This window comes from Chryseobacterium salviniae (assembly GCF_035819015.1).
Lineage (GTDB): Bacteria > Bacteroidota > Bacteroidia > Flavobacteriales > Weeksellaceae > Chryseobacterium > Chryseobacterium salviniae.
This window is the reverse complement of record NZ_JAYLAA010000057.1, coordinates 1-18,908: the sequence shown is the minus strand read 5'-3', so window position 1 is coordinate 18,908 and position 18,908 is coordinate 1. Positions and strand designations below refer to the sequence as shown.

Here is an 18,908-nt window from a genome sequence, read left to right as displayed (position 1 = left end):
AGTGGAATCCATAATTGTACATCCGAAAAATGCAATGGAACTCAGCGCGCTGAAAAGCGTTCTAAAAGAAATGAACATTAAGTTCGAAAAATTCCATACCAAAAATACGCATCACAACCAGAAAACGATCAAAAAAATCGTATACAGGAAAAACGAAAAAATAGCAAAACTGTCTAAACCTAAAGGATTATAATGAAAAAGATCGTATTGGTAACCTTACTTATTTTATTAATAGATCAGGCATCAAAAATCTATGTAAAAACCCATTTTAACCTTGATGACAGCGTTCCTGTTCTTCCGGGCTTCAAGCTTACTTTTGTGGAAAATCCGGGAATGGCGTACGGCCTTCACTTCGGAGGCGTTATCGGAAAATATTTCCTGGTTATCGTGAGGATTTTCCTGATAGGAGGCATGATTTATTTATTTAAAAAATGGTTACAGAGAGGAGAATCCAATTATCTTCTGATTCCGATGGCCATGATCTTTGCAGGAGCAATCGGCAATTTGATTGACGGAATGTTTTACGGTTTGATTTTCGACAGCGGAACCGTATACGATGCAAGTATCGACCGATGGATCGGCTATGGCGGAATTTCTAAATTCACCACTTTCGGTGAAGGATATTCTACCTTTATGAGAGGTTGTGTAGTGGATATGCTCCATTTCCCTTTGGTAGACTGGAATGTTCCTGAAAGCTGGCCGCTAATCGGAGGAAAACATATTGAATTTTTTAAGTATATTTTTAATGTGGCAGATTCTGCAATAACTGTTGGAGCCGCATTGCTATTGATTTTCAGAAAAAAAGCATTCCCGAACGGCTTGGAATTTTAAGGAATTTTATACACACGATGAAAATATTCAAGAACTTATTTAAGATTTTCCTGCTTCTTCTCGTCGCAGGAATTCTTTTTATAGCCTGGTCCAATTACAGCATCAAAAAAAACAGTGATCCATTTCTTTCTTATACAACGGCTGATCTTCCCCCAATGAAAACAGGTTTGCTGCTGGGTACAAGCAAAAGCTTAAATAACGGTTTTCCTAATGCTTATTTCTACAACCGGATTTATGCCGTTGTGGAATTGTATAAAACCGGGAAAATACAATACATCGTTGTAAGCGGCGACAATAGCAGGAAAGATTACAATGAACCTGAAGATATGCAGCTCGCCTTAATGGAACATGGCATTCCACAGGATAGAATTTTTCTTGATTTTGCAGGCTTCAGAACGCTTGATTCTGTGGTAAGGGCAAAAGAGATTTTCGGGCAGACAAAACTGATTATTATTTCCCAGAAGTTCCACAATGAAAGAGCCGTATTTCTGGCAAGACAAAACGGGATGGAAGCTTTCGGATTCAATGCTGAAGATGTGAATAAATATGCGGGCTTCAAAACCAATATGAGAGAATATCTTGCTAAAGCAAAAGCTTATTGGGATTTGATTTTTGGTGTAGAGCCTAAGTTTGGTGGTGATAAAGTTTTGATTCCTTAATGTTTGCATTTGTTGATTTTGCTAATTAAAAATGTTTATTTGATAATATTAAATTTTGGCTAAAGCGCAATTTGTATATTTTATGTAGGCGGACTAAAGTCCGCCCCTATTGATCTTCAAAAATCAACATATAAACATCTCTGTAATCATGGAATCTGCGGGAGAATTAATTAAATTTGCAATTCATTAATTTTAAATATAAATTTCAAACAATGTCAAGAATTCTTACCGGCATTCAAGCCACCGGAACTCCGCACCTGGGAAACCTTTTGGGTGCTATTATTCCTGCAATTGAGCTATCAAAGCAGGAAGGAAACGAATCATTTTTATTCATTGCGAATCTGCATTCTTTAACGCAGATCAAAGATGCAGAAGTGCTTAAACAAAACACCTACGAAATTGCTGCGGCTTGGCTTGCTTGTGGGCTGGATACCGAAAAAACCTATTTTTACAGGCAAAGTGACATTCCTGAAACCTGTGAACTTTCTTGGCATTTATCATGTTTTTTTCCGTACCAGAGATTAACGTTGGCACATTCTTTCAAGGACAAGGCTGACCGATTACAGGACGTGAATGCAGGCTTGTTTACTTATCCTATTTTAATGGCTGCCGATATTTTATTGTATGACGCAGAAATTGTTCCGGTAGGAAAAGATCAGCTTCAGCATCTGGAAATTGCCCGTGATGTGGCTTCACGATTTAATAATCAGATGGGTGAAGTGTTTGTGCTGCCTCAATCTGAACTCCAGGAAAATACCAAATATGTTCCCGGAATTGACGGCCATAAAATGTCTAAATCCAGAGGAAACATTATTAACATATTCCTTCCTGAAAAAGAGCTGAAAAAGCAGGTCATGAGCATTGAAACAGATTCTAAATCACTGGAAGAGCCTAAAGATCCTGAAACTGACAAGGTTTTTGCAATCTATCAGCTGATCGCAACTCCTGAACAAACAGAAGAATTAAGAGCAAAATATCTGGCCGGTAATTTCGGTTACGGTCATGCGAAAAAGGAACTTCTGGATTTGATTTTAACAAGATTTGAAAAAGAAAGAGCACTTTTCTCTTATTATATGAATAACCTTGAGGAGCTGGAAGCGAAACTTCAGGAAGGCGCTGCAAAAACAAGAGTAATTGCTACGGAAACGATTACCAGAGTGAGAAAAAGTTTGGGAATTTAAGTTTCTTAAACTGGATGATATAGTTTCGGGGGGACCTTTGGTGCCCCCGAAACTTTTAAAATTTATAAATATTCTTTAATCTGCAAAAGATGCTGTACAGCTTTTAGTCCTTTTTCCTGCTTGTTTTCCTTCAAAACATCGAAAAAAATTACATCCATTCCGAAATTTTGTGCGCCAACAACATCAGCGATCCAGTCGTCACCGATCAGAATACTTTCTTCTTTGGCTGCTCCGGCAAGCTTTAAGGAATATTCAAAAATCTCAGGACGCGGCTTTCTCACACCAACCGAATCTGCACTGGTAATAGTCTGAAAATAAGGAGCGATTCCTGATAAAATACATTTTCTTTCCGTTACTTCTTTAAATCCATTAGAGATAATGTGCAGCGAATATTGTTTCGTTTTAAGATATTCCAGAATATATTCTGTTCCTTCAACGAGCTCATTATAATTTAAAATTCTATCTAAAAAATGTTCTTCAAAATACATGGACAACTTTTCGTCATCAACATTGAAATGTTTAAAGGTATCATAAAAACGGTGCTTTCTTAAATATGCCTTATCAATAATTCCGTCACGGATATCTTCCCAAAGTTTTTCATTAATATCATGATAAACCGAATGAAACTCTTCAAAATCAATATTGTATTTTAAATTGATTTCTTCCTTTTCAAATAAATCTTTTATGGTAAGATAGGCATTTCTGCGGTGATCCCAGAGGGTATTGTCGAGATCAAAAAAAATGTGCTGAATTTTCATACAGCACAAAATTAATTTTAATTTTTGGAAATCGGATAATTCTTGCTCTTGGTTTTTACAACCTCAAGATTCTTCGAAAAATTGAGCAGAAACTCAATTGTTTGTTTTTTTGGTTTCAAAGTTTTCACTTTTAAGGAATCATTTTTTCTCATAGGCGGTTAAATGTTTTTCCTTAAAACGAGAATTTTCCGAAATTATTATCTATCGTGTCAAGACAATATTATTTTCTTCCATGATTTTTCTCAGGTTGATCAATGCATACCTTACACGGCCCAATGTGGTATTGATACTCATGTCGGTATGATCTGCAATTTCCTTGAAACTTAATCCGTCAAAAAATCTTAATTTAATTACTTCCTGCTGATTCTCGGGCAGGAATTGCAGCATTTTTAAAAGATCTTCCTGGATCTGGTTGGTTACCATCTGATCTTCAATATTCTCAGAAGGCTCTCTCAACAAGTCAAAAATAGAATACTCTTCGGTTTCAAAAGTTGTTTCCGACACTTTTATGTTCTTGGATTTTGCCCTGAAATGGTCGATAATAAGATTATGAGCAATTCTTTTTGCCCAAAGAATAAATTTTCCTTCTTCGTTATAACGTCCTTCCTTCAGCATAACAATGATTTTCATGAATGTATCCTGAAAAACATCATTCGCCAGATCTTCATCATTAATTTTGTAAAAAATGAATGTAAACAGTTCTCTCTGATGGCGGTGGATAAGGGTCGACAACGCCTCTTCGTCTCCTTTTTGATAAAGGGAAATAAGTAAACTATCCGATTTTGATTTCATAACTTCTTCTCAATACTTTTTTGCTGAAAAAACACTTTCCAGATTTTTCATCTGGTTTCAGCGGTAAATACAAAACAATTCTTCAGAGTAAAGTATAATCAATAGGCGGATACAATTTTTAATGATGTAAATATAATAAAATTTTAATAACTGTTAACCTATTATTAAATTTTTAAGAGAAAAATTTAAAAAAAATCACTTAAACATATCGTGAATGAATACAGTAGGGATATTTAGTGTAAAATTAATATTCAGTCCTTTTAATTCTTTGTTGTTTATTCCGCTGTTTCCTATCGGAAATGCATAGCCGCCTGTAAGATCCAGAATCCCGAACAGGGTAAAACCAACTTTGGGAGCAATGTATTTATTGGTTCCTTCCGCACCGATCAGAAAATAATATGAATGATAAAAATCTACATTTTTCTGAAAGTTTAATAAAACATCGGTAGAAACTTTCGGCATGATTGCAAACTGCGAATTGGCAGATCCCATCATGGCTGATGCCCCAAGACGATAAATTACATCATCATTCTTCAGAAAAAGCAACTTCCCTCCCACATCGCCAAAACTTTGATTCTGATAAGTATAGCCTACACTTATCATTTTATGTACGGTAAGCTGGGCTTTAGCAAATGGGCCAAGAAAAAATACGGTTAGAATGCTGATGACGATTCCTGCTTTATTCATGTTCTGTTCTATTTTATGTAAAATTAAAAAAAACTGCCTTACCTGAAAGATAAAGCAGCTGTTTGATGATTTATTTTTGAAGATTAAATTCCGAAAGCGGACTTAATTTCTTCTACTTTGTCTAATTTCTCCCACGTAAAGAACTCCAGGCCGGTAAGGGTTAGCTCGTTTTTCTGTCCCTTGTTAAAGGTTTTATCAGCAACATAATGCTCTTTCCCCATGTGTCCGTAAGAAGCTGTTTCCTGATAAATAGGATTTCTTAGTTTCAGATTCTGCTCAATAGCGTAAGGTCTAAGATCGAATATCTCAGAAACTTTTTTTGCAATAGCTCCATCGTGAAGGTCAACTTTCGCAGTACCATAGGTATTGATGTACAAGCCACAAGGCTCTGCAACACCAATTGCATAAGATACCTGAACCAAAACTTCATCTGCAACTCCCGCAGCAACAAGATTTTTAGCGATATGTCTTGTCGCATACGCAGCACTTCTGTCTACTTTTGATGGATCTTTTCCGGAGAAAGCTCCACCTCCGTGAGCGCCTTTACCTCCATAGGTATCAACAATAATCTTCCTTCCTGTAAGACCCGTATCTCCGTGAGGACCTCCAATTACAAACTTTCCTGTCGGGTTGATATGATATTTGATCTGATCATTAAATAGTGCTTTAATCTCATCAGACTGCAAAGCCACCACTCTTGGGATCAGAATATTTTTAATGTCTTCTCTGATTTTGTTCAGCATTTCTTCTTCAGTTCCGAAATCATCATGTTGTGTAGAAACAACAATAGAATCAATTCTGATTGGCTTATGATCATCAGAATACTCAATTGTAACCTGGCTTTTTGCATCGGGACGAAGATATGTGATTTCTGAATTTTCTCTTCTGATCGCAGAAAGTTCTTTAAGAATAGTATGCGCAAGATCCAGTGCCAAAGGCATGTAATTAGCCGTTTCATTGGTTGCATACCCGAACATCATTCCCTGGTCACCGGCTCCCTGAGCATTGGCTTTCGCTTCAAAAGATTCATCATCTACCGCTCTGTCGACACCCTGGTTAATATCCGGAGACTGCTCGTGGATTGCAGAAATCACACCGCACGAATCTCCGTTAAACATATATTCTCCCTTGGTATAGCCAATTCCGTTAATTACTTCTCTGGCAATCGTCTGTACATCAAGATATGCATCCGATTTTACTTCACCGGCAAGTACCACCTGGCCTGTTGTAACAAGGGTTTCACAAGCAACTTTTGAGTTTTTATCGTATGCTAAAAAATGATCGATCAATGCATCAGAAATCTGATCGGCAACTTTATCCGGATGTCCTTCTGAAACGGATTCAGACGTAAATAAATAAGACATATTACTCTATTTGTTTTAGATTAAAATTAACGAAGAAAAATAAGAATAATTGTCGGTATGGCTAAAAAGAAATACTGTTTTAGCATTTTTTTATAGAGGTTGCAATCAGGACAAATTTTTCCTCGTTCGTAAACGTGCGCAAATTTAAGTACTATTTTTTTAATACTCAAATTTTTGCAGGGTTATTGTAATTTTCTTGAAAATAGCAGCTTATCAGCTCTTTAACAATAAGAAATTATTGTGGTTTTATGCTTACGAATTCTTTTGGATTTTCGTGATAATTAAGCTTTTTCTCCAGTGAAGTTCTGATGGAATGCGACAATTCGTCAATAATCTTCTGCTTGAATGTCGGCTTATAATAAATGATGCTGATTTCTCTGTATGGAAAAGGTTTTTTAAATCTGAAAACATTTTCTTTCTGCTTGTCGGAAAGCTGGCTCAGCGCAAGCTCCGGTAAAATACTGATTCCTCCTACTTTATCTACCATATGAACCAACGTCTGAATATTGGAAGCTAAAAAATCGAGGTTTTTCGGTTTCAATGTATTTTCTTTCAGGTGGCAGATATTTTCAAATTGATTTCTCAGGCAATTTCCTTCTTCCAGCAGCCAAACTTTTTCCGCATTCAGTTCTTCCGGAACTACGTAAGAATTTTTCTTATTGGCTTCCGTATCGGAGCTGTAGATCATCAGTTCTTCATTAAAAAGGAAGTCCTGATAAAATTCATCTGCAGAATCATAAGGTGTGGAAATAATTCCGGCATCCAGTTCACCGGCTTTCAGTGCCTTGATGATGTTGTCTGTTGTCATTTCCTTTACATTCATCTGGATTTTCGGATTGTCTTCCAAAAATTTAAAAATTTCAGTAGGAAGGATAAAAGAAGAAACAGTAGGAATGATTCCTATATTAATGGTACCTCCTAAAATATTATTTAAAAGATTGGCTTTATTTTTCAGTTCATTGACAGATTCTATAATTACCTTCGCCTGATCGATGATCTGAAGCCCCACATCTGTGGTACGAATCGGGTGGGTGGTTCTGTCAAAAACCTTCACATCCAGTTCATCCTCAAATTTCTGTATCATTGCACTTAACGTAGGCTGAGTAATAAAGCATGCTTGAGCCGCTTTACCAAAATGTTTATACTTATCTACTGCGATAAGATACTCCAGTTGCTGAATGTTCATCTGATTAATATTATCTATGACAAAGATAAAATGTTTTTGCCATTTGTAATTAAAAATTAAAGTAAATTTGATATTTAATACGTCTATACAGACTGCTAATTATAAAAGACTGCTAAACAAATCATAAGTATATGGATTCTAAAAAATTAACGTTAAGCAATGGCGCTCCTTATTATGAGCATCAGGATTCGCAGACAGTAGGGCCAAGAGGTCCGGTTTTGTTGCAGGATTTCGTTTTACAGGAAAATCTGGCTCATTTTGTAAGAGAAAGAATCCCGGAAAGAATTGTTCATGCCAAAGGTACCGGTGCTTACGGAACTTTTACTGTAACACATGACATCAGCCAATATACAAAAGCAAAATTATTTTCTAAAATAGGAAACTCATGCAGGATGTTTGCCCGTTTCTCAACTGTGGGTGGAGAAAAAGGAAGCGCAGACACCGCAAGAGATCCGAGAGGCTTTGCTCTAAAATTTTATACCGAGGATGGAAACTGGGATCTCGTAGGAAATAACACACCGGTTTTCTTTATTAAAGATGCTAAAAAATTCCCCGATTTTATACATACCCAGAAAAGAGTTCCGAAAACCAATCTAAAAAGCGCTACCATGATGTGGGATTTCTGGAGCCTTAATCCCGAATCGCTGCATCAGGTATTAATCTTAATGTCAGACAGGGGAACACCGTACGGATACCGCCACATGCATGGTTTTGGATCTCATACTTTTTCGATGATTAATGATAAAAATGAGAGAGTATGGGTAAAATTCCATCTGAAAACAAAGCAGGGAATCAAAAATTTCACGGATGCTGAAGCCGTAAAAATGGCCGGTGAGAATCCCGATTTTGCCCAGGAGGATATGTGTAATGCCATTGAAGAAGGAAACTTCCCTAAATGGACAATGTACATCCAGGTAATGACAGAAGAGCAGTCCAGAGATTTCAGATGGAACCCTTTTGATATTACTAAAGTATGGTTTCAGGGAGATTTCCCTTTAATCGAGGTAGGGGAAATGGAATTAAACGAAATTCCGGTAAATTATTTTGCACACGTTGAGCAATCTACTTTCTCACCAAGCAATCTCATCAACGGAATCAGCTTTTCTCCGGATAAAATGCTTCAGGGAAGATTATTCTCTTATCCTGATGCTCACCGCTACAGAGTTGGCGTAAATGCCCATCATCTTGAAGTGAACAGATGCCCTTTTGCCGTAAACAATTACCAACGCGATGGTTTTATGGCAGACTCCAGCCATTATCAGGATAAGCCAAACTACCATCCGAACAGTTTTGATGACATTAAACCGGATTCATCCTATAAAAATTATGAATATGAACTGGACAGTGCTCATGTTGCCAACTACAGCAGAAATGAAAATGATGACGATCATTATACGCAGCCCGGATTATTATACTCCAAAGCGATGAGTCCTGAAGACAGACAAAATCTCGTAAGTAATATTGTAGGAAGCATGAAGGGAATTACAGGTCCTAAAAGAGATGAAATCATCAACCGTCAGCTTTGCCATTTTTTCAGAGCGAATATCGAGTTGGGAATGAAAGTGGCTACGCAGCTTAATGTTGTTATTGATGCCAATATGATGAATCATTCTAAATAATGATCTTGAACACAACAAATATAATGAAAGGAAAAAAAGATTGACTTTTTTTCCTTTTTTTTATAAAAAATTTATAATTTGCACAAAATAATATTTTATCAGTTGAAAAATGGGTTACGAAAACATATTATTAGATAAACAAAATAAAATATCTGTAATTACCATAAACCGTCCTGAAAGTTTAAATGCATTAAATGCCCAAACAATCAGTGAACTTGGCTCAGCGCTGGAAGAGCTGAACACAGATGCGGCATGCAGAGTGATCATTCTTACCGGAAGCGGCGAAAAGTCTTTCGTTGCTGGTGCCGACATTAAAGAGTTCAGCGATTTTGGACAGGAAAAAGCAGAAGAGCTTGCCAGAAACGGACAAAATTCATTATTCAATAAGATAGAAAACATGACCAAGCCTGTGATTGCAGCCGTAAACGGTTTTGCGCTGGGTGGCGGTCTCGAGCTTGCCATGGCTTGCCACATCAGATATGCATCGGAAAATGCCAAATTGGGATTACCTGAAGTAACACTGGGATTAATTCCCGGTTACGGAGGAACTCAAAGACTTCCGAAGCTTGTAGGAAAAGGTATTGCCAACGAAATAATCTTCTCTGCCAAGATGGTTCCTGCTCAGAGAGCGAAGGAAATCGGGCTGGTGAATGAAGTGTACCCTGTTGAAGAATTATTAACCAAAGCAAAAGAATTGGCCAACGTTATTGCTCACAATTCCCCAATGGCAATAGCTAAAGCAATTCATGCTGTAAACTTATCAGATACGGATAAAGGTTTTGAAACCGAGATTAAATATTTCGGAGAGCTTTTTGACTTAGATGATAAAAAAGAAGGAGTTTCTGCGTTTCTTGAAAAAAGAAAACCTAGCTTCTAAATCTTCCCTTAATAAAAATTATTTCGAAAAAACGATGTTGCTGTATGAATAAGTTTGATAAAGCTTATCTAAAAATGGCTCAGGAGTGGGCAAAACTTTCCTACTGTAAACGAAAGCAGGTAGGAGCTCTTATCGTAAAAGATAGGATGATTATTTCAGATGGTTACAATGGTACCCCATCAGGTTTTGAAAACTGCTGTGAGGACAAAGAAGGCAAAACACACTGGTATGTGCTTCATGCAGAAGCCAACGCCATTTTAAAGCTTGCCGCTTCAACTCAGTCTGCAAAAGGAGCTACGCTATATCTCACATTGTCTCCTTGCAAAGAATGCAGCAAACTCATTTTACAGGCCGGAATCACAAGGCTTGTATACATTAATGAGTATTCAGACGACGACGGAATATCATTTTTAAAAAACCACGGTATTGAAATAATGCAAATTTCGGAATATGAATTAAAAAAATAACACAACATGACTTGGGATGAAAAAATTAAGGACTTTGAAATTTTTCTTCGTTTCGAAAGAAATTTTTCAGAAAACACTCTTGATGCGTATATTAGGGATATTAAAAAATTAAAAGAATACGCAGAAGAAGATTTAGAAAATGTGGGGCCAGATATCATTCAATATGAAAACCTACAGGAATACATTTTTAATCTTTCCAAAAAAAAATTCAGCGAACGTTCGCAGGCAAGATGGATCTCGTCTATAAAGGCATTTTTCAAATATCTTGTTGAAGACGAATGTCGCAAAGACAACCCGGCCACTTTATTAGAAGGCCCAAAACTCGGTCTTTATCTACCGGACACTTTAACCCTTCCGGACATCAACAAAATTATCGGTGCCATCGAACTGGATTCTGATCTTGGAAAAAGGAACCAGTGCATCATCGAAGTGCTTTACGGATGCGGCCTGCGTGTTTCGGAGCTTATTGAACTGAAAATTTCGAACATCAATTTCCAAGAAAATTATATTAAAGTGCTTGGAAAAGGCAAGAAGATCCGTTTCGTTCCGCTTGCAGACTACACAGCGACTTTGCTGTTAAACTACATCTCGGAAGTCCGTTCTAAAATAAGAATCAGTAAAAGATATGAGGACACGCTGTTTCTGAACAGCAGAGGAACTTCCATGTCGAGAGTAATCGTATTTTTAATTATAAAAGAACTTACAGATAAGGCAGGCGTGAGCAAGAAAATTTCTCCGCACACCTTCAGGCATTCTTTTGCAACACATTTGCTTCAAAATGGTGCAGATCTCCGCTATATCCAGGAAATGCTGGGACATTCCAGCATCACCAGCACGGAAATTTATACCCACCTTAAAACCGAAGAACTCCGGGATGTTATTTTAAATTACCACCCGAGAAATATTAATATTGCCCAATGAAAATATTAAAATATTGCCCAAGCTGCGGCAAAGAATCTCTGAACTGGGACGACGAAAAAAAATGGAGCTGCCCCGAATGTAATTTCACCCTTTATAATAATGTAGCCGGAGCGGTTGCTGTGGTTATACGATTTGAAAATGAGATTTACCTTACCAGAAGGAACAGAGACCCGAAAAAAGGAAAGCTTGATCTCCCGGGAGGTTTTGTAGACCCCAGGGAAAGTGCAGAGGAAACCTGCAGGAGAGAGCTTTTTGAAGAGCTGCAGCTTGAGGTTGATATTTCAAATTTAAAATACCTTACGAGCCTTCCGAATGTATATCAGTATAAAGAAATAGATTATAACACAATCGATCTTTTTTACGAATATAAAGTTTCGGAAAAGTTTAAGGTGCAACTTGATATTTCTGAAATTTCAGATGCCGTTTGGATTCTTAAGGATGAATTGAATCTCGATGAAATTGCATTTGATTCACAGAAAAAATTTTTTGAAAACTACTTACAGTATTAATAGCATGTACAATTCCACAGATGAAATGAATGGTAATAATCTGTGGAATTTTTAGTATGTTTTTGTTTTCAGCATTTCTTCGAAATACTTAATAAGCAGCATCCTTTCTGCTTCGGATAAATTGGCTTCTTTGTGATACACCATATAGCCGGGCATAGGCATGGTTTTGTTTTGTATGGTTTGAGCAGACTTTTCCAGCATGCTTTTTTTTAAGTCCTGATTATACATTTCCCAAATCGAAAAGTTAAGATGCTCTCTGCCTTCATTGATATGGCTTTTCACAGACCAGGAAATTGGCGCGATATAAGCATAGCCGGGATATACCGTTTCATCCGAATGGCAGTCGTAACAGGCATCTTTAATAAGTCTCCTGATTTTTGGCGGTGTTTTTTTTGCATCTACAAAATTGACTTTACGGTCAACTGGCTTATTTACTTTATCTGTTGGAATAAACTGAATCAGGGCAAAGCCTACCAAACACCAAAAAAGTATTTTTTTAAATATTTTCATTATTACCTTGTCGGCTTCAATATATTTCTGTCGTTTTTCAGTTCGGGTCTTGTTCCGGTTGCGGGAATAACAGAATTAGAAGGAGGGGTTGGTGTGGTATTATTATCTGTTTTTTGAGTTCCGAGCTTGGATGTATCCAATGCTCTTGTATCTTTTAGATCCCAGGTTTCATTGCTGTCCCATAAAGGCCTTACAATTACCGTTTTATAATAAATATAGGAATCTTCTGCAAAAGTTTCATTCTGAAAATTTGCTTCATCCCAATACTTATTTTCATTATTATCGACAAGTATGCGCACGATATATTCTGCAGGTTTGAGGATATCAAATTTCACATCGCTGCCTTTGGTGTATTTTTGATAAAGGACATTTTCCGAGCTGTCCACCAGCTGAATCCAATAGCTGGATGAAGGTGCATTTTCAAGCTTAAAAGTAAGGCTTCCATAATTTTCAACTTTATCTGCTTCAAAATCAAAACGTTTTGACTGATAATTTTTAGCATAGAATGAAGAAACCGTTTCTTTAGGTACGGTAAGCTGATACTTTTTACCAGAAACGAAATCTGCATTTACGATTATCTGATAAGGATTAGTTTCAGAAATCCTTGCTGTAAAAGGAAGTGTATTAAGGCTGTCCCCTTCTGCCCTGAAGGCCCATTTATCTGTATTAATGCTTGTGATATAATAGTTTGAACTTATCTTAAAATTTTCTTTAGGAGGAAGCATTCCGCCACCGTTATCACTGTTTACATCCATTGCGTTTTTCGTGTTGTAACGGTAGAAAAGAGAAGCACTATAAAGTGTATCTTTTTTAGTTCCGGCATTATACCCGAACTTAAGGTTTTCAACGGTGGTTTGCCCGAGATTGCTTTTCACCGCATCAAACCAGATTCTTACGGAATCCGATTTGGGAGTGTGCGTAACTTTGTAATCCGTTAGCTTTTCGCTCTGCGACTGCACTCTTATACTATCCGGCCGGCCTTCAAATGTCATTAAAACACCTCCCGGAACTTCCTTCATTTCAAGATATTTTACCGGTTTTTTAGACGGATAGAGTTTTACATTTAATCCGGAAATTGATTTTTCTACATCAACAGATTCTTTCTGAAAGCCTATTTTTTCTTTTCCCGGATCGTATATGGAGTTCCCGTTTTCATCGTCAAATGCAACAATTCTGTATTTTCCGGGAGCAAGATAATTCAGCTCATAATAACCGTCATCATCCACTTTTGTGATGTAATAAGGTTTCTGTTTGTAATCAATAGTATCTTTTACCTGATAAATGCCTACAACAAATTTATTTTCGCCTGCCTTTTTGAGTGACAATGCATCTTTTACCTCTCCGCTGATAAAAAAATCATCCAGCTTATCACCAGTAGAAAATGCAAAATTGAAATATCTTAAAACATTACTCTCATTATTATCCGCAATAGCATTTCCGAAGTTGAAATTGTAGGTGGTATTGGTCCGCAGAGTATCTTTCCATTGGATAAGAACGAACTTATTGGCAATACTGGAAGGTATAATCCGGGTAATATTTTGTATCGGAGGTGATATGCTAAGGTTCTTATTAATATCTTTCAGCGTAACATATTCGTCGAAATCAAGGCGCAGCTCTTTGATATCTCTTGGCACATTGATTCTCGTGGTATCAATATTTGAACTTAGAAACTTTGGCGCTAATGAGTCTTTCAGGCCTCCTACAGGCGAACCTACCCTTGCACACGACTGCAAAAGAAAGCCAATGACAAATAATAAAAGAAATCTTTTCATGAAGAAATTTACACAAAAATAAACATTATTCTCCATAAACTTCAACATGTCCCTTTAATGAATCTTTATCATCGCTCATCACACTGTGGAGTTTATCTTTCTGTGAAGGGAAATCTTCAAATAATCCAGACAGGGCAAGTGCCGTATACACCTTTCCTGAATATTTGTTCCCGATTGCGATAATCGTTACTTTTGATTTCAGCAAATGTGCAAACACAGAATTTGTACCGTGCCACCACCCGTTGTGGTAGGTAAGTTTTTCGCCATTATCGAAAATTTTCATCCTGAAACCCAACCCGTAATTATTCATTCCTGCTTTTTCATTGCTGTACGGAGCAAAAATCTGTTCCATAAGCTCAGGCTTTAAAAAATCTTTTGAAAACATGGCTTTGGAGAAATTGTAAAGATCTCTTGGTGTAGTGTACACATTTTTATCCCCATAAATGAGATCCAGGCGGTCTAAGGGATAAAGCCTGTTTCCTCCATAATAAAATGATTGCGACGCCGTAGGAATATTTTCTTTCTGAAAAATAAATGTATTTTTCATTTTAAGAGGATCAAAAACCATTTCTTTCATGGCTTGTGGAAAAGGAGTATTGGTAACCTTTTCAATCAGCAGCGCAAGCATGGCAAAATTGGTATTGCAGTACATGAAACCTGTGTCCGTTTCCCTTGCAAGATCAGGCTTGTATCTAATCATCATATTCAGAATATCCTGGTTGGTAATGAAAGCTTTGGATAGCTCAGCAGGAGCCGGTTGTATTTTGGTGATAAAATATTCATATTTCGGGAGGCCGCTTCTTTGATCAAGTAATGTTTTAACCGTAACATCCGGATAAGGAAATCCAGGAAAAAACTTTGTAAGATGATCGTCCAGATTTATTTTTCCGGCTTCTACCAGCTTAAGCACTGCCATCGCAGTAAGTGTTTTTGATACGGAAGCAACGTGGAGCGGAGTATTTTTGTCAATAGGATTTTGATTTCCTTCTCTTGCAAAACCTCTGTAATTTTCATACAGAATATCATCCCCTTTAGCCACCAGAATTCCTCCGCTGAGATCGCTCTTTTCCCATACTCTTTTGTAATACTGATCGATATATCTTGAAAGCGATGCTTTATCAGCAATCTCGCTGTCTTCTTTCGTAAAAACCTTACTTAAATCTACATTTCCGTAATTCGGGAGATTGGTTGTGCTTTCAACGGTAGTTTCCTGATTTTCAGCTTTATTTTTACAGGCAAGAAGGGTTATACAGGCAGTGATAATAAGTACAAGATTACGCATCCTCATGAATTTCAAAATGAGCGGCAATTTAATAAAAACTGAAAATAATGAGTTACTATTGATTATATATTATGAATTATTTAACATAAAAATAAATCAGAAAATATACTTCAGAAATATGTTAATTAATGAATCGACGGAAAATGATCTGAAAACTTTGACAGAATCTTATCTACAATGACCTGCGCAAGCTTTTCCTTACTTTGGATTGTCCAGCCTGCGATATGGGGCGTTACAATTACTTTTTCGGATTCGAGCAAAAACTTCAGATCTTCGTTTTCAGTTTCCAGGTTTTCAAAAGAAGATTTTTCGTATTCAAGTACATCAAGACACGCTCCTTTTATTTTTCCTAATTTAATAGCTTCTACCAGGCTTTTGGTTTCCACATTTTTTCCTCTTGCAGTATTGACGAAATAAAAATCGTTTTTCATTTCTGAAATAAATAATCTGTCTATAAGGTAATGCGTCTCTTCTGTTAATGGAATGTGCAGACTAAGAATTTCTGCTTTTTCTTTAAGTTCATCCAGGGAAACCTGGGTAGCATATTCATCACCCAGACCAGGCAAAATATCATGAAAAATCACATTGCAGCCGAATCCGGAAAGTCTTTTGGCCGTTGCTTTACCCATATTTCCGTATCCGATAAGACCTATCATCTTTCCCAGAAGCTCATCACCCCTGTTTTCTTCCCGAAGCCAGATCCCGTTTTTCACTTCCTGCGAAGCGATGAAAAGCCGGTTCATCAGGATCAGCAGCATTCCCACCACATGCTCTGCTACAGAATCTCGGTTTCCTTCCGGGGAATTGATCAGCTGAATCCCCAGTTTTTGAGCGACAGGAATATCAATATTTTCCATTCCTGCGCCTACTCTTGCAATGAATTTCAGATTTTTGGCATGTTCAAGAAAGTTTTTATCTAAAGGGATTCTGCTTCGGATAATGATGCCTTCATAATTTTCGATCTTACGGCAAACCTCATCGTAAGAAGAGGTGAAATCTTCTTCCAGAATAAAGTTTTTTGCGAGAAGCTGTTCGGTGATTAAGGGATGATTTTTATCTAAGAGGAGTATTTTCATATTTTTCTAAACACTAATGACACAAATGGTTTTGCACAAATGACACAAGCATAACGTGCCATTGATAACTCTTTTTACTCCATCTTTAAATTGATGAGTATTAAAATTAATGAGCATTCCAAGCCTGGAATTACTTAATCGAAGATACGTAAGAATCTGAGCTAAATGTACATTGTTCAACAACTCTACTGATTTTATTTCCAATATAAATTTTTTCTCAATAAACAGATCCAGTCTATAACCAACATCCAATTTAACATTTTCATAAATCAACGGCATTGGTTTTTTTTTCTACAAAAAGACCTTGCTTCTGAAGTTCATAAAACATACATTCTTCATAAGCGCTTTCTAACAGTCCCGGGCCTAAAACTTTATGGATCAAATAACCTGATTCATACACGATTTTCGAGATTTCATTTTCAGAAATAATTTTTTTCATCATATGCTAAAACAAAAAATACACTTTTCACATTAATACAGTTTAAGTATTTTGTGGAATTAGTGTAAAGATTTGTGTTTTTTGTGTTTTAATTAGTTTGACTCCCCGAAAAGCTTTTTAAGTTCAATGGATTCAGATGGTTTCATTCTTCCGGAAAGGATGAGCGAAAGTTCTTTTCTTCTGAGTGCAGCAGCATATCTTTCTTTTTCCAAGTCAGTTTCGGGTTCCATTTCAGGAATCGGGATGGGCCTGTTGAATTCATCAACTGCTACAAAAGTATAAATTCCTTTATTGGTCTGAATTTTTTTGTGGTTAATAGGATCATCCAGCCACACATCCACATAAATTTCCATAGAGGTTGAAAATGCCCTTGAAACTTTGGATTCCATCACAACAATTCCTCCTTCGGGAATCGGATGATCAAATGAAACATGATTCACGGAAGCCGTTACCACTCTTCTTTCGCAATGTCTTGTTGCTGAAATTGAGGCACACCTGTCCATTCTTGCCAACAGCTCGCCCCCGAAAAGGTTTCTCAATTGGTTGGTATCATTGGGGAGTACGATATTCGTCATTACCGTCAGAGATTCTGACGCCTTTTTTATTTTTGCCATTTCTTCTTAGTGTTGTTTGTAGGAGCTGTATTGGTTACAGGTTTTTCCGCTGTAGGCTTGATATTCTGTTTTGCCACAGTATCCTTTTTCAGTGAATCTGATGATATTACCGGTGGAATATTTTTTTGTGCTTTCGCCGTATCTTTTTCAATCCGGTGGGTTTTGGTTTGGATGGAAGGAGTGGTTTTACTGAAGGATTTTTCACCGAAAAGCAGTTCCTGCTGCGTATACGCCAGATACAGAATTCCCAGAACAGGAATGATGATCAGGAAAATCCAAAGAATAGATTTGTTAAACCGGTAATCTTTTTCAGAATTTTTCGAACCTTTTTTTGGAGGCTCATTGTTATGGATATCTGCAAGCTTAATTTCTTCCAATCCATAAAAATCGGGATGATCCGACTGGAGCCTGTTTCCTTTGAAAAGTGTTTTGCCTTCTTCAATATAAATGATACCGAGCCCCTGAATTTCAAGCATCTGATCTGCCTGGAGTTTCTTTTTCCAGAAATCGGTCTGGATTTGGAGATCCGTTGTGGAAGCTTCTACAGTGATCTGCTTGTAACCGGCAATAAAAGCAGCCAGTTCGTCAGACTTTACCTTATAATCAGGGGTGTACACAATTTTACTCGCAGGAGGAAGAATGCTCCCATTTTCGGAATTGATAATGGCCTTGGAGTTTTCAAGGGAAAACACACCAAAATCCGGAACCGTAACGGTGCCGAATTGTTTCAAATATTCTAAAATGTAAGCTGAAATATTCATTTGGCAGCAAATTTATGACTTTTTCATGACTTTTTGTTATATAAGAACCTGTTGTGCATTTTGAATTATTATTTTTCGAAAATAAGTGAAACGGCTTTGTTTAGCTTTATAATCAGTATTTTTTATAATTCTTTGTATAACTTTGCGCTTTTTTATCGCTAAGAGAGACAATTTTTTTTTTTAATAAATCTTTATTTTTTTAAGGTAAACAATGGCATTTCATTTAATAAAGAAAGACAAAAATCTAATTATCATTCACTTGGCGGTATCTGCAAAATGCACAACGGATTATATAAGAATTGTTCAGTATTATGTTTGGAAATATGCATTTTCAATTTAGAAATCTTTCCTTGGTGGTGAGGCTTAAACATAAAATAAGCTTTGGCTAAAGCCAATTGATGGTTTACTTTTTCTAAAGCGGACTAAAGTCCGCTCCTATTGATAAGTTGTCAGGATTTCAGGCAATAAGTTTTTGTAGTTTGAAACCTACATTGATCTTTGTGACAAAATGTGAATTGATAACTGCTGCCCTAGCCGTGATTGAAGCAATTGTCTGAGCTCATTTCTTTGGATTTGGCGGGGGGGGGGGGGGGCSCCCCCCCA

20 protein-coding genes and 1 pseudogene are annotated in these 18,908 nt (G+C 36.9%); 9 read left to right on the top strand and 12 right to left on the bottom strand.

Annotated elements, in window-relative coordinates:
• Position 1 precedes the first annotated feature (1 nt).
• From SOP96_RS17240 to trpS, 4 genes are all read left to right on the top strand, one after another.
• Positions 2–193 carry a DUF2683 family protein gene (locus tag SOP96_RS17240; protein WP_326322135.1) on the top strand — a complete coding sequence of 64 codons (192 nt, stop codon included), beginning with the start codon at positions 2–4 and terminating at the stop codon, positions 191–193.
• Positions 193–831 carry a lipoprotein signal peptidase gene (locus SOP96_RS17235; protein ID WP_326322134.1) on the top strand — a complete coding sequence of 213 codons (639 nt, stop codon included), beginning with the start codon at positions 193–195 and terminating at the stop codon, positions 829–831. Before SOP96_RS17240 ends, SOP96_RS17235 begins: the two co-directional genes overlap by 1 nt.
• Positions 832–848: 17 nt before the next feature.
• Positions 849–1,490 (top strand): SanA/YdcF family protein, encoded by a 642-nt coding sequence (locus SOP96_RS17230; protein WP_326322133.1) that lies wholly within the window; start codon positions 849–851, stop codon positions 1,488–1,490.
• 212 nt (positions 1,491–1,702) lie between these two features.
• Positions 1,703–2,671: a tryptophan--tRNA ligase gene (trpS, locus tag SOP96_RS17225; RefSeq protein ID WP_326322132.1), complete on the top strand. Its 969-nt coding sequence runs from the start codon at positions 1,703–1,705 to the stop codon at positions 2,669–2,671.
• A 62-nt stretch (positions 2,672–2,733) separates the two neighbouring features.
• Here the strand turns inward: trpS and SOP96_RS17220 are convergent, their stop codons facing one another.
• The 5 genes from SOP96_RS17220 to SOP96_RS17200 all read right to left on the bottom strand — a co-directional run bounded on the left by SOP96_RS17220 (position 2,734) and on the right by SOP96_RS17200 (position 7,458).
• Positions 2,734–3,429, bottom strand: coding sequence for a YjjG family noncanonical pyrimidine nucleotidase (locus SOP96_RS17220; RefSeq protein ID WP_326322131.1), 696 nt, complete (start codon positions 3,427–3,429; stop codon positions 2,734–2,736).
• A gap of 201 nt (positions 3,430–3,630) precedes the next feature.
• Complete coding sequence (locus tag SOP96_RS17215) at positions 3,631–4,221, bottom strand: RNA polymerase sigma factor (protein ID WP_326322130.1); 591 nt, start codon at positions 4,219–4,221, stop codon at positions 3,631–3,633.
• A gap of 195 nt (positions 4,222–4,416) precedes the next feature.
• The gene (locus SOP96_RS17210; RefSeq protein ID WP_326322129.1) at positions 4,417–4,908 is read right to left on the bottom strand and encodes a hypothetical protein; all 492 of its coding nucleotides are present in this window, start codon (positions 4,906–4,908) and stop codon (positions 4,417–4,419) included.
• Positions 4,909–4,991: 83 nt separating this feature from the next.
• Entirely contained in the window at positions 4,992–6,272 is a 1,281-nt protein-coding gene (metK, locus tag SOP96_RS17205; protein ID WP_326322128.1) for a methionine adenosyltransferase, read from the bottom strand.
• 235 nt (positions 6,273–6,507) lie between these two features.
• Entirely contained in the window at positions 6,508–7,458 is a 951-nt protein-coding gene (locus tag SOP96_RS17200; protein WP_326322127.1) for a LysR substrate-binding domain-containing protein, read from the bottom strand.
• A 131-nt stretch (positions 7,459–7,589) separates the two neighbouring features.
• On the opposite strand from SOP96_RS17200, the gene SOP96_RS17195 reads away from it, so the two are divergent.
• The 5 genes from SOP96_RS17195 (at position 7,590) to SOP96_RS17175 (ending at position 11,851) form a co-directional block, all read left to right on the top strand.
• Positions 7,590–9,077, top strand: coding sequence for a catalase (locus SOP96_RS17195; RefSeq protein WP_326322126.1), 1,488 nt, complete (start codon positions 7,590–7,592; stop codon positions 9,075–9,077).
• 109 nt (positions 9,078–9,186) lie between these two features.
• The gene (locus SOP96_RS17190) at positions 9,187–9,954 is read left to right on the top strand and encodes an enoyl-CoA hydratase/isomerase family protein (protein WP_326322125.1); all 768 of its coding nucleotides are present in this window, start codon (positions 9,187–9,189) and stop codon (positions 9,952–9,954) included.
• Positions 9,955–9,998: 44 nt separating this feature from the next.
• Positions 9,999–10,421 carry a deoxycytidylate deaminase gene (locus tag SOP96_RS17185; protein ID WP_326322124.1) on the top strand — a complete coding sequence of 141 codons (423 nt, stop codon included), beginning with the start codon at positions 9,999–10,001 and terminating at the stop codon, positions 10,419–10,421.
• A 6-nt stretch (positions 10,422–10,427) separates the two neighbouring features.
• On the top strand, positions 10,428–11,342 hold the full coding sequence (xerA, locus tag SOP96_RS17180; protein ID WP_326322123.1) for a site-specific tyrosine recombinase/integron integrase: 915 nt from the start codon (positions 10,428–10,430) through the stop codon (positions 11,340–11,342).
• Positions 11,339–11,851, top strand: coding sequence for an NUDIX hydrolase (locus SOP96_RS17175; protein WP_326322122.1), 513 nt, complete (start codon positions 11,339–11,341; stop codon positions 11,849–11,851). Before xerA ends, SOP96_RS17175 begins: the two co-directional genes overlap by 4 nt.
• Before the next feature lie 51 nt (positions 11,852–11,902).
• On the opposite strand, the gene SOP96_RS17170 is transcribed toward SOP96_RS17175, so the two are convergent.
• From SOP96_RS17170 to SOP96_RS17140, 7 genes and pseudogenes are all read right to left on the bottom strand, one after another.
• Complete coding sequence (locus SOP96_RS17170) at positions 11,903–12,361, bottom strand: heme-binding domain-containing protein (protein WP_326322121.1); 459 nt, start codon at positions 12,359–12,361, stop codon at positions 11,903–11,905.
• A 2-nt stretch (positions 12,362–12,363) separates the two neighbouring features.
• Complete coding sequence (locus SOP96_RS17165; protein WP_326322120.1) at positions 12,364–14,133, bottom strand: Ig-like domain-containing domain; 1,770 nt, start codon at positions 14,131–14,133, stop codon at positions 12,364–12,366.
• Between the two features lie 25 nt (positions 14,134–14,158).
• Positions 14,159–15,421: a serine hydrolase domain-containing protein gene (locus SOP96_RS17160; RefSeq protein ID WP_326322183.1), complete on the bottom strand. Its 1,263-nt coding sequence runs from the start codon at positions 15,419–15,421 to the stop codon at positions 14,159–14,161.
• A 119-nt stretch (positions 15,422–15,540) separates the two neighbouring features.
• Entirely contained in the window at positions 15,541–16,491 is a 951-nt protein-coding gene (locus SOP96_RS17155; RefSeq protein ID WP_326322119.1) for a 2-hydroxyacid dehydrogenase, read from the bottom strand.
• A 6-nt stretch (positions 16,492–16,497) separates the two neighbouring features.
• Positions 16,498–16,930, bottom strand: a pseudogene (locus SOP96_RS17150) (GxxExxY protein).
• Positions 16,931–17,022: 92 nt separating this feature from the next.
• The gene (locus tag SOP96_RS17145) at positions 17,023–17,544 is read right to left on the bottom strand and encodes an acyl-CoA thioesterase (protein WP_283420494.1); all 522 of its coding nucleotides are present in this window, start codon (positions 17,542–17,544) and stop codon (positions 17,023–17,025) included.
• Positions 17,532–18,305 carry a hypothetical protein gene (locus SOP96_RS17140; RefSeq protein ID WP_326322118.1) on the bottom strand — a complete coding sequence of 258 codons (774 nt, stop codon included), beginning with the start codon at positions 18,303–18,305 and terminating at the stop codon, positions 17,532–17,534. Before SOP96_RS17140 ends, SOP96_RS17145 begins: the two co-directional genes overlap by 13 nt.
• Positions 18,306–18,908: the final 603 nt, after the last annotated feature.

Excerpts from the sequence above, each read along its gene's own strand:
- SOP96_RS17235 (WP_326322134.1), top strand. The coding sequence starts at position 193 with ATGAAAAAGATCGTATTGGTAACCTTACTTATTTTATTAATAGATCAG.
- SOP96_RS17230 (WP_326322133.1), top strand. The coding sequence starts at position 849 with ATGAAAATATTCAAGAACTTATTTAAGATTTTCCTGCTTCTTCTCGTC.
- trpS (WP_326322132.1), top strand. The coding sequence starts at position 1,703 with ATGTCAAGAATTCTTACCGGCATTCAAGCCACCGGAACTCCGCACCTG.
- SOP96_RS17220 (WP_326322131.1), bottom strand. The coding sequence starts at position 3,429 with ATGAAAATTCAGCACATTTTTTTTGATCTCGACAATACCCTCTGGGAT.
- SOP96_RS17215 (WP_326322130.1), bottom strand. The coding sequence starts at position 4,221 with ATGAAATCAAAATCGGATAGTTTACTTATTTCCCTTTATCAAAAAGGA.
- SOP96_RS17210 (WP_326322129.1), bottom strand. The coding sequence starts at position 4,908 with ATGAATAAAGCAGGAATCGTCATCAGCATTCTAACCGTATTTTTTCTT.
- metK (WP_326322128.1), bottom strand. The coding sequence starts at position 6,272 with ATGTCTTATTTATTTACGTCTGAATCCGTTTCAGAAGGACATCCGGAT.
- SOP96_RS17200 (WP_326322127.1), bottom strand. The coding sequence starts at position 7,458 with ATGAACATTCAGCAACTGGAGTATCTTATCGCAGTAGATAAGTATAAA.
- SOP96_RS17195 (WP_326322126.1), top strand. The coding sequence starts at position 7,590 with ATGGATTCTAAAAAATTAACGTTAAGCAATGGCGCTCCTTATTATGAG.
- SOP96_RS17190 (WP_326322125.1), top strand. The coding sequence starts at position 9,187 with ATGGGTTACGAAAACATATTATTAGATAAACAAAATAAAATATCTGTA.
- SOP96_RS17185 (WP_326322124.1), top strand. The coding sequence starts at position 9,999 with ATGAATAAGTTTGATAAAGCTTATCTAAAAATGGCTCAGGAGTGGGCA.
- xerA (WP_326322123.1), top strand. The coding sequence starts at position 10,428 with ATGACTTGGGATGAAAAAATTAAGGACTTTGAAATTTTTCTTCGTTTC.
- SOP96_RS17175 (WP_326322122.1), top strand. The coding sequence starts at position 11,339 with ATGAAAATATTAAAATATTGCCCAAGCTGCGGCAAAGAATCTCTGAAC.
- SOP96_RS17170 (WP_326322121.1), bottom strand. The coding sequence starts at position 12,361 with ATGAAAATATTTAAAAAAATACTTTTTTGGTGTTTGGTAGGCTTTGCC.
- SOP96_RS17165 (WP_326322120.1), bottom strand. The coding sequence starts at position 14,133 with ATGAAAAGATTTCTTTTATTATTTGTCATTGGCTTTCTTTTGCAGTCG.
- SOP96_RS17160 (WP_326322183.1), bottom strand. The coding sequence starts at position 15,421 with ATGAGGATGCGTAATCTTGTACTTATTATCACTGCCTGTATAACCCTT.
- SOP96_RS17155 (WP_326322119.1), bottom strand. The coding sequence starts at position 16,491 with ATGAAAATACTCCTCTTAGATAAAAATCATCCCTTAATCACCGAACAG.
- SOP96_RS17145 (WP_283420494.1), bottom strand. The coding sequence starts at position 17,544 with ATGGCAAAAATAAAAAAGGCGTCAGAATCTCTGACGGTAATGACGAAT.
- SOP96_RS17140 (WP_326322118.1), bottom strand. The coding sequence starts at position 18,305 with ATGAATATTTCAGCTTACATTTTAGAATATTTGAAACAATTCGGCACC.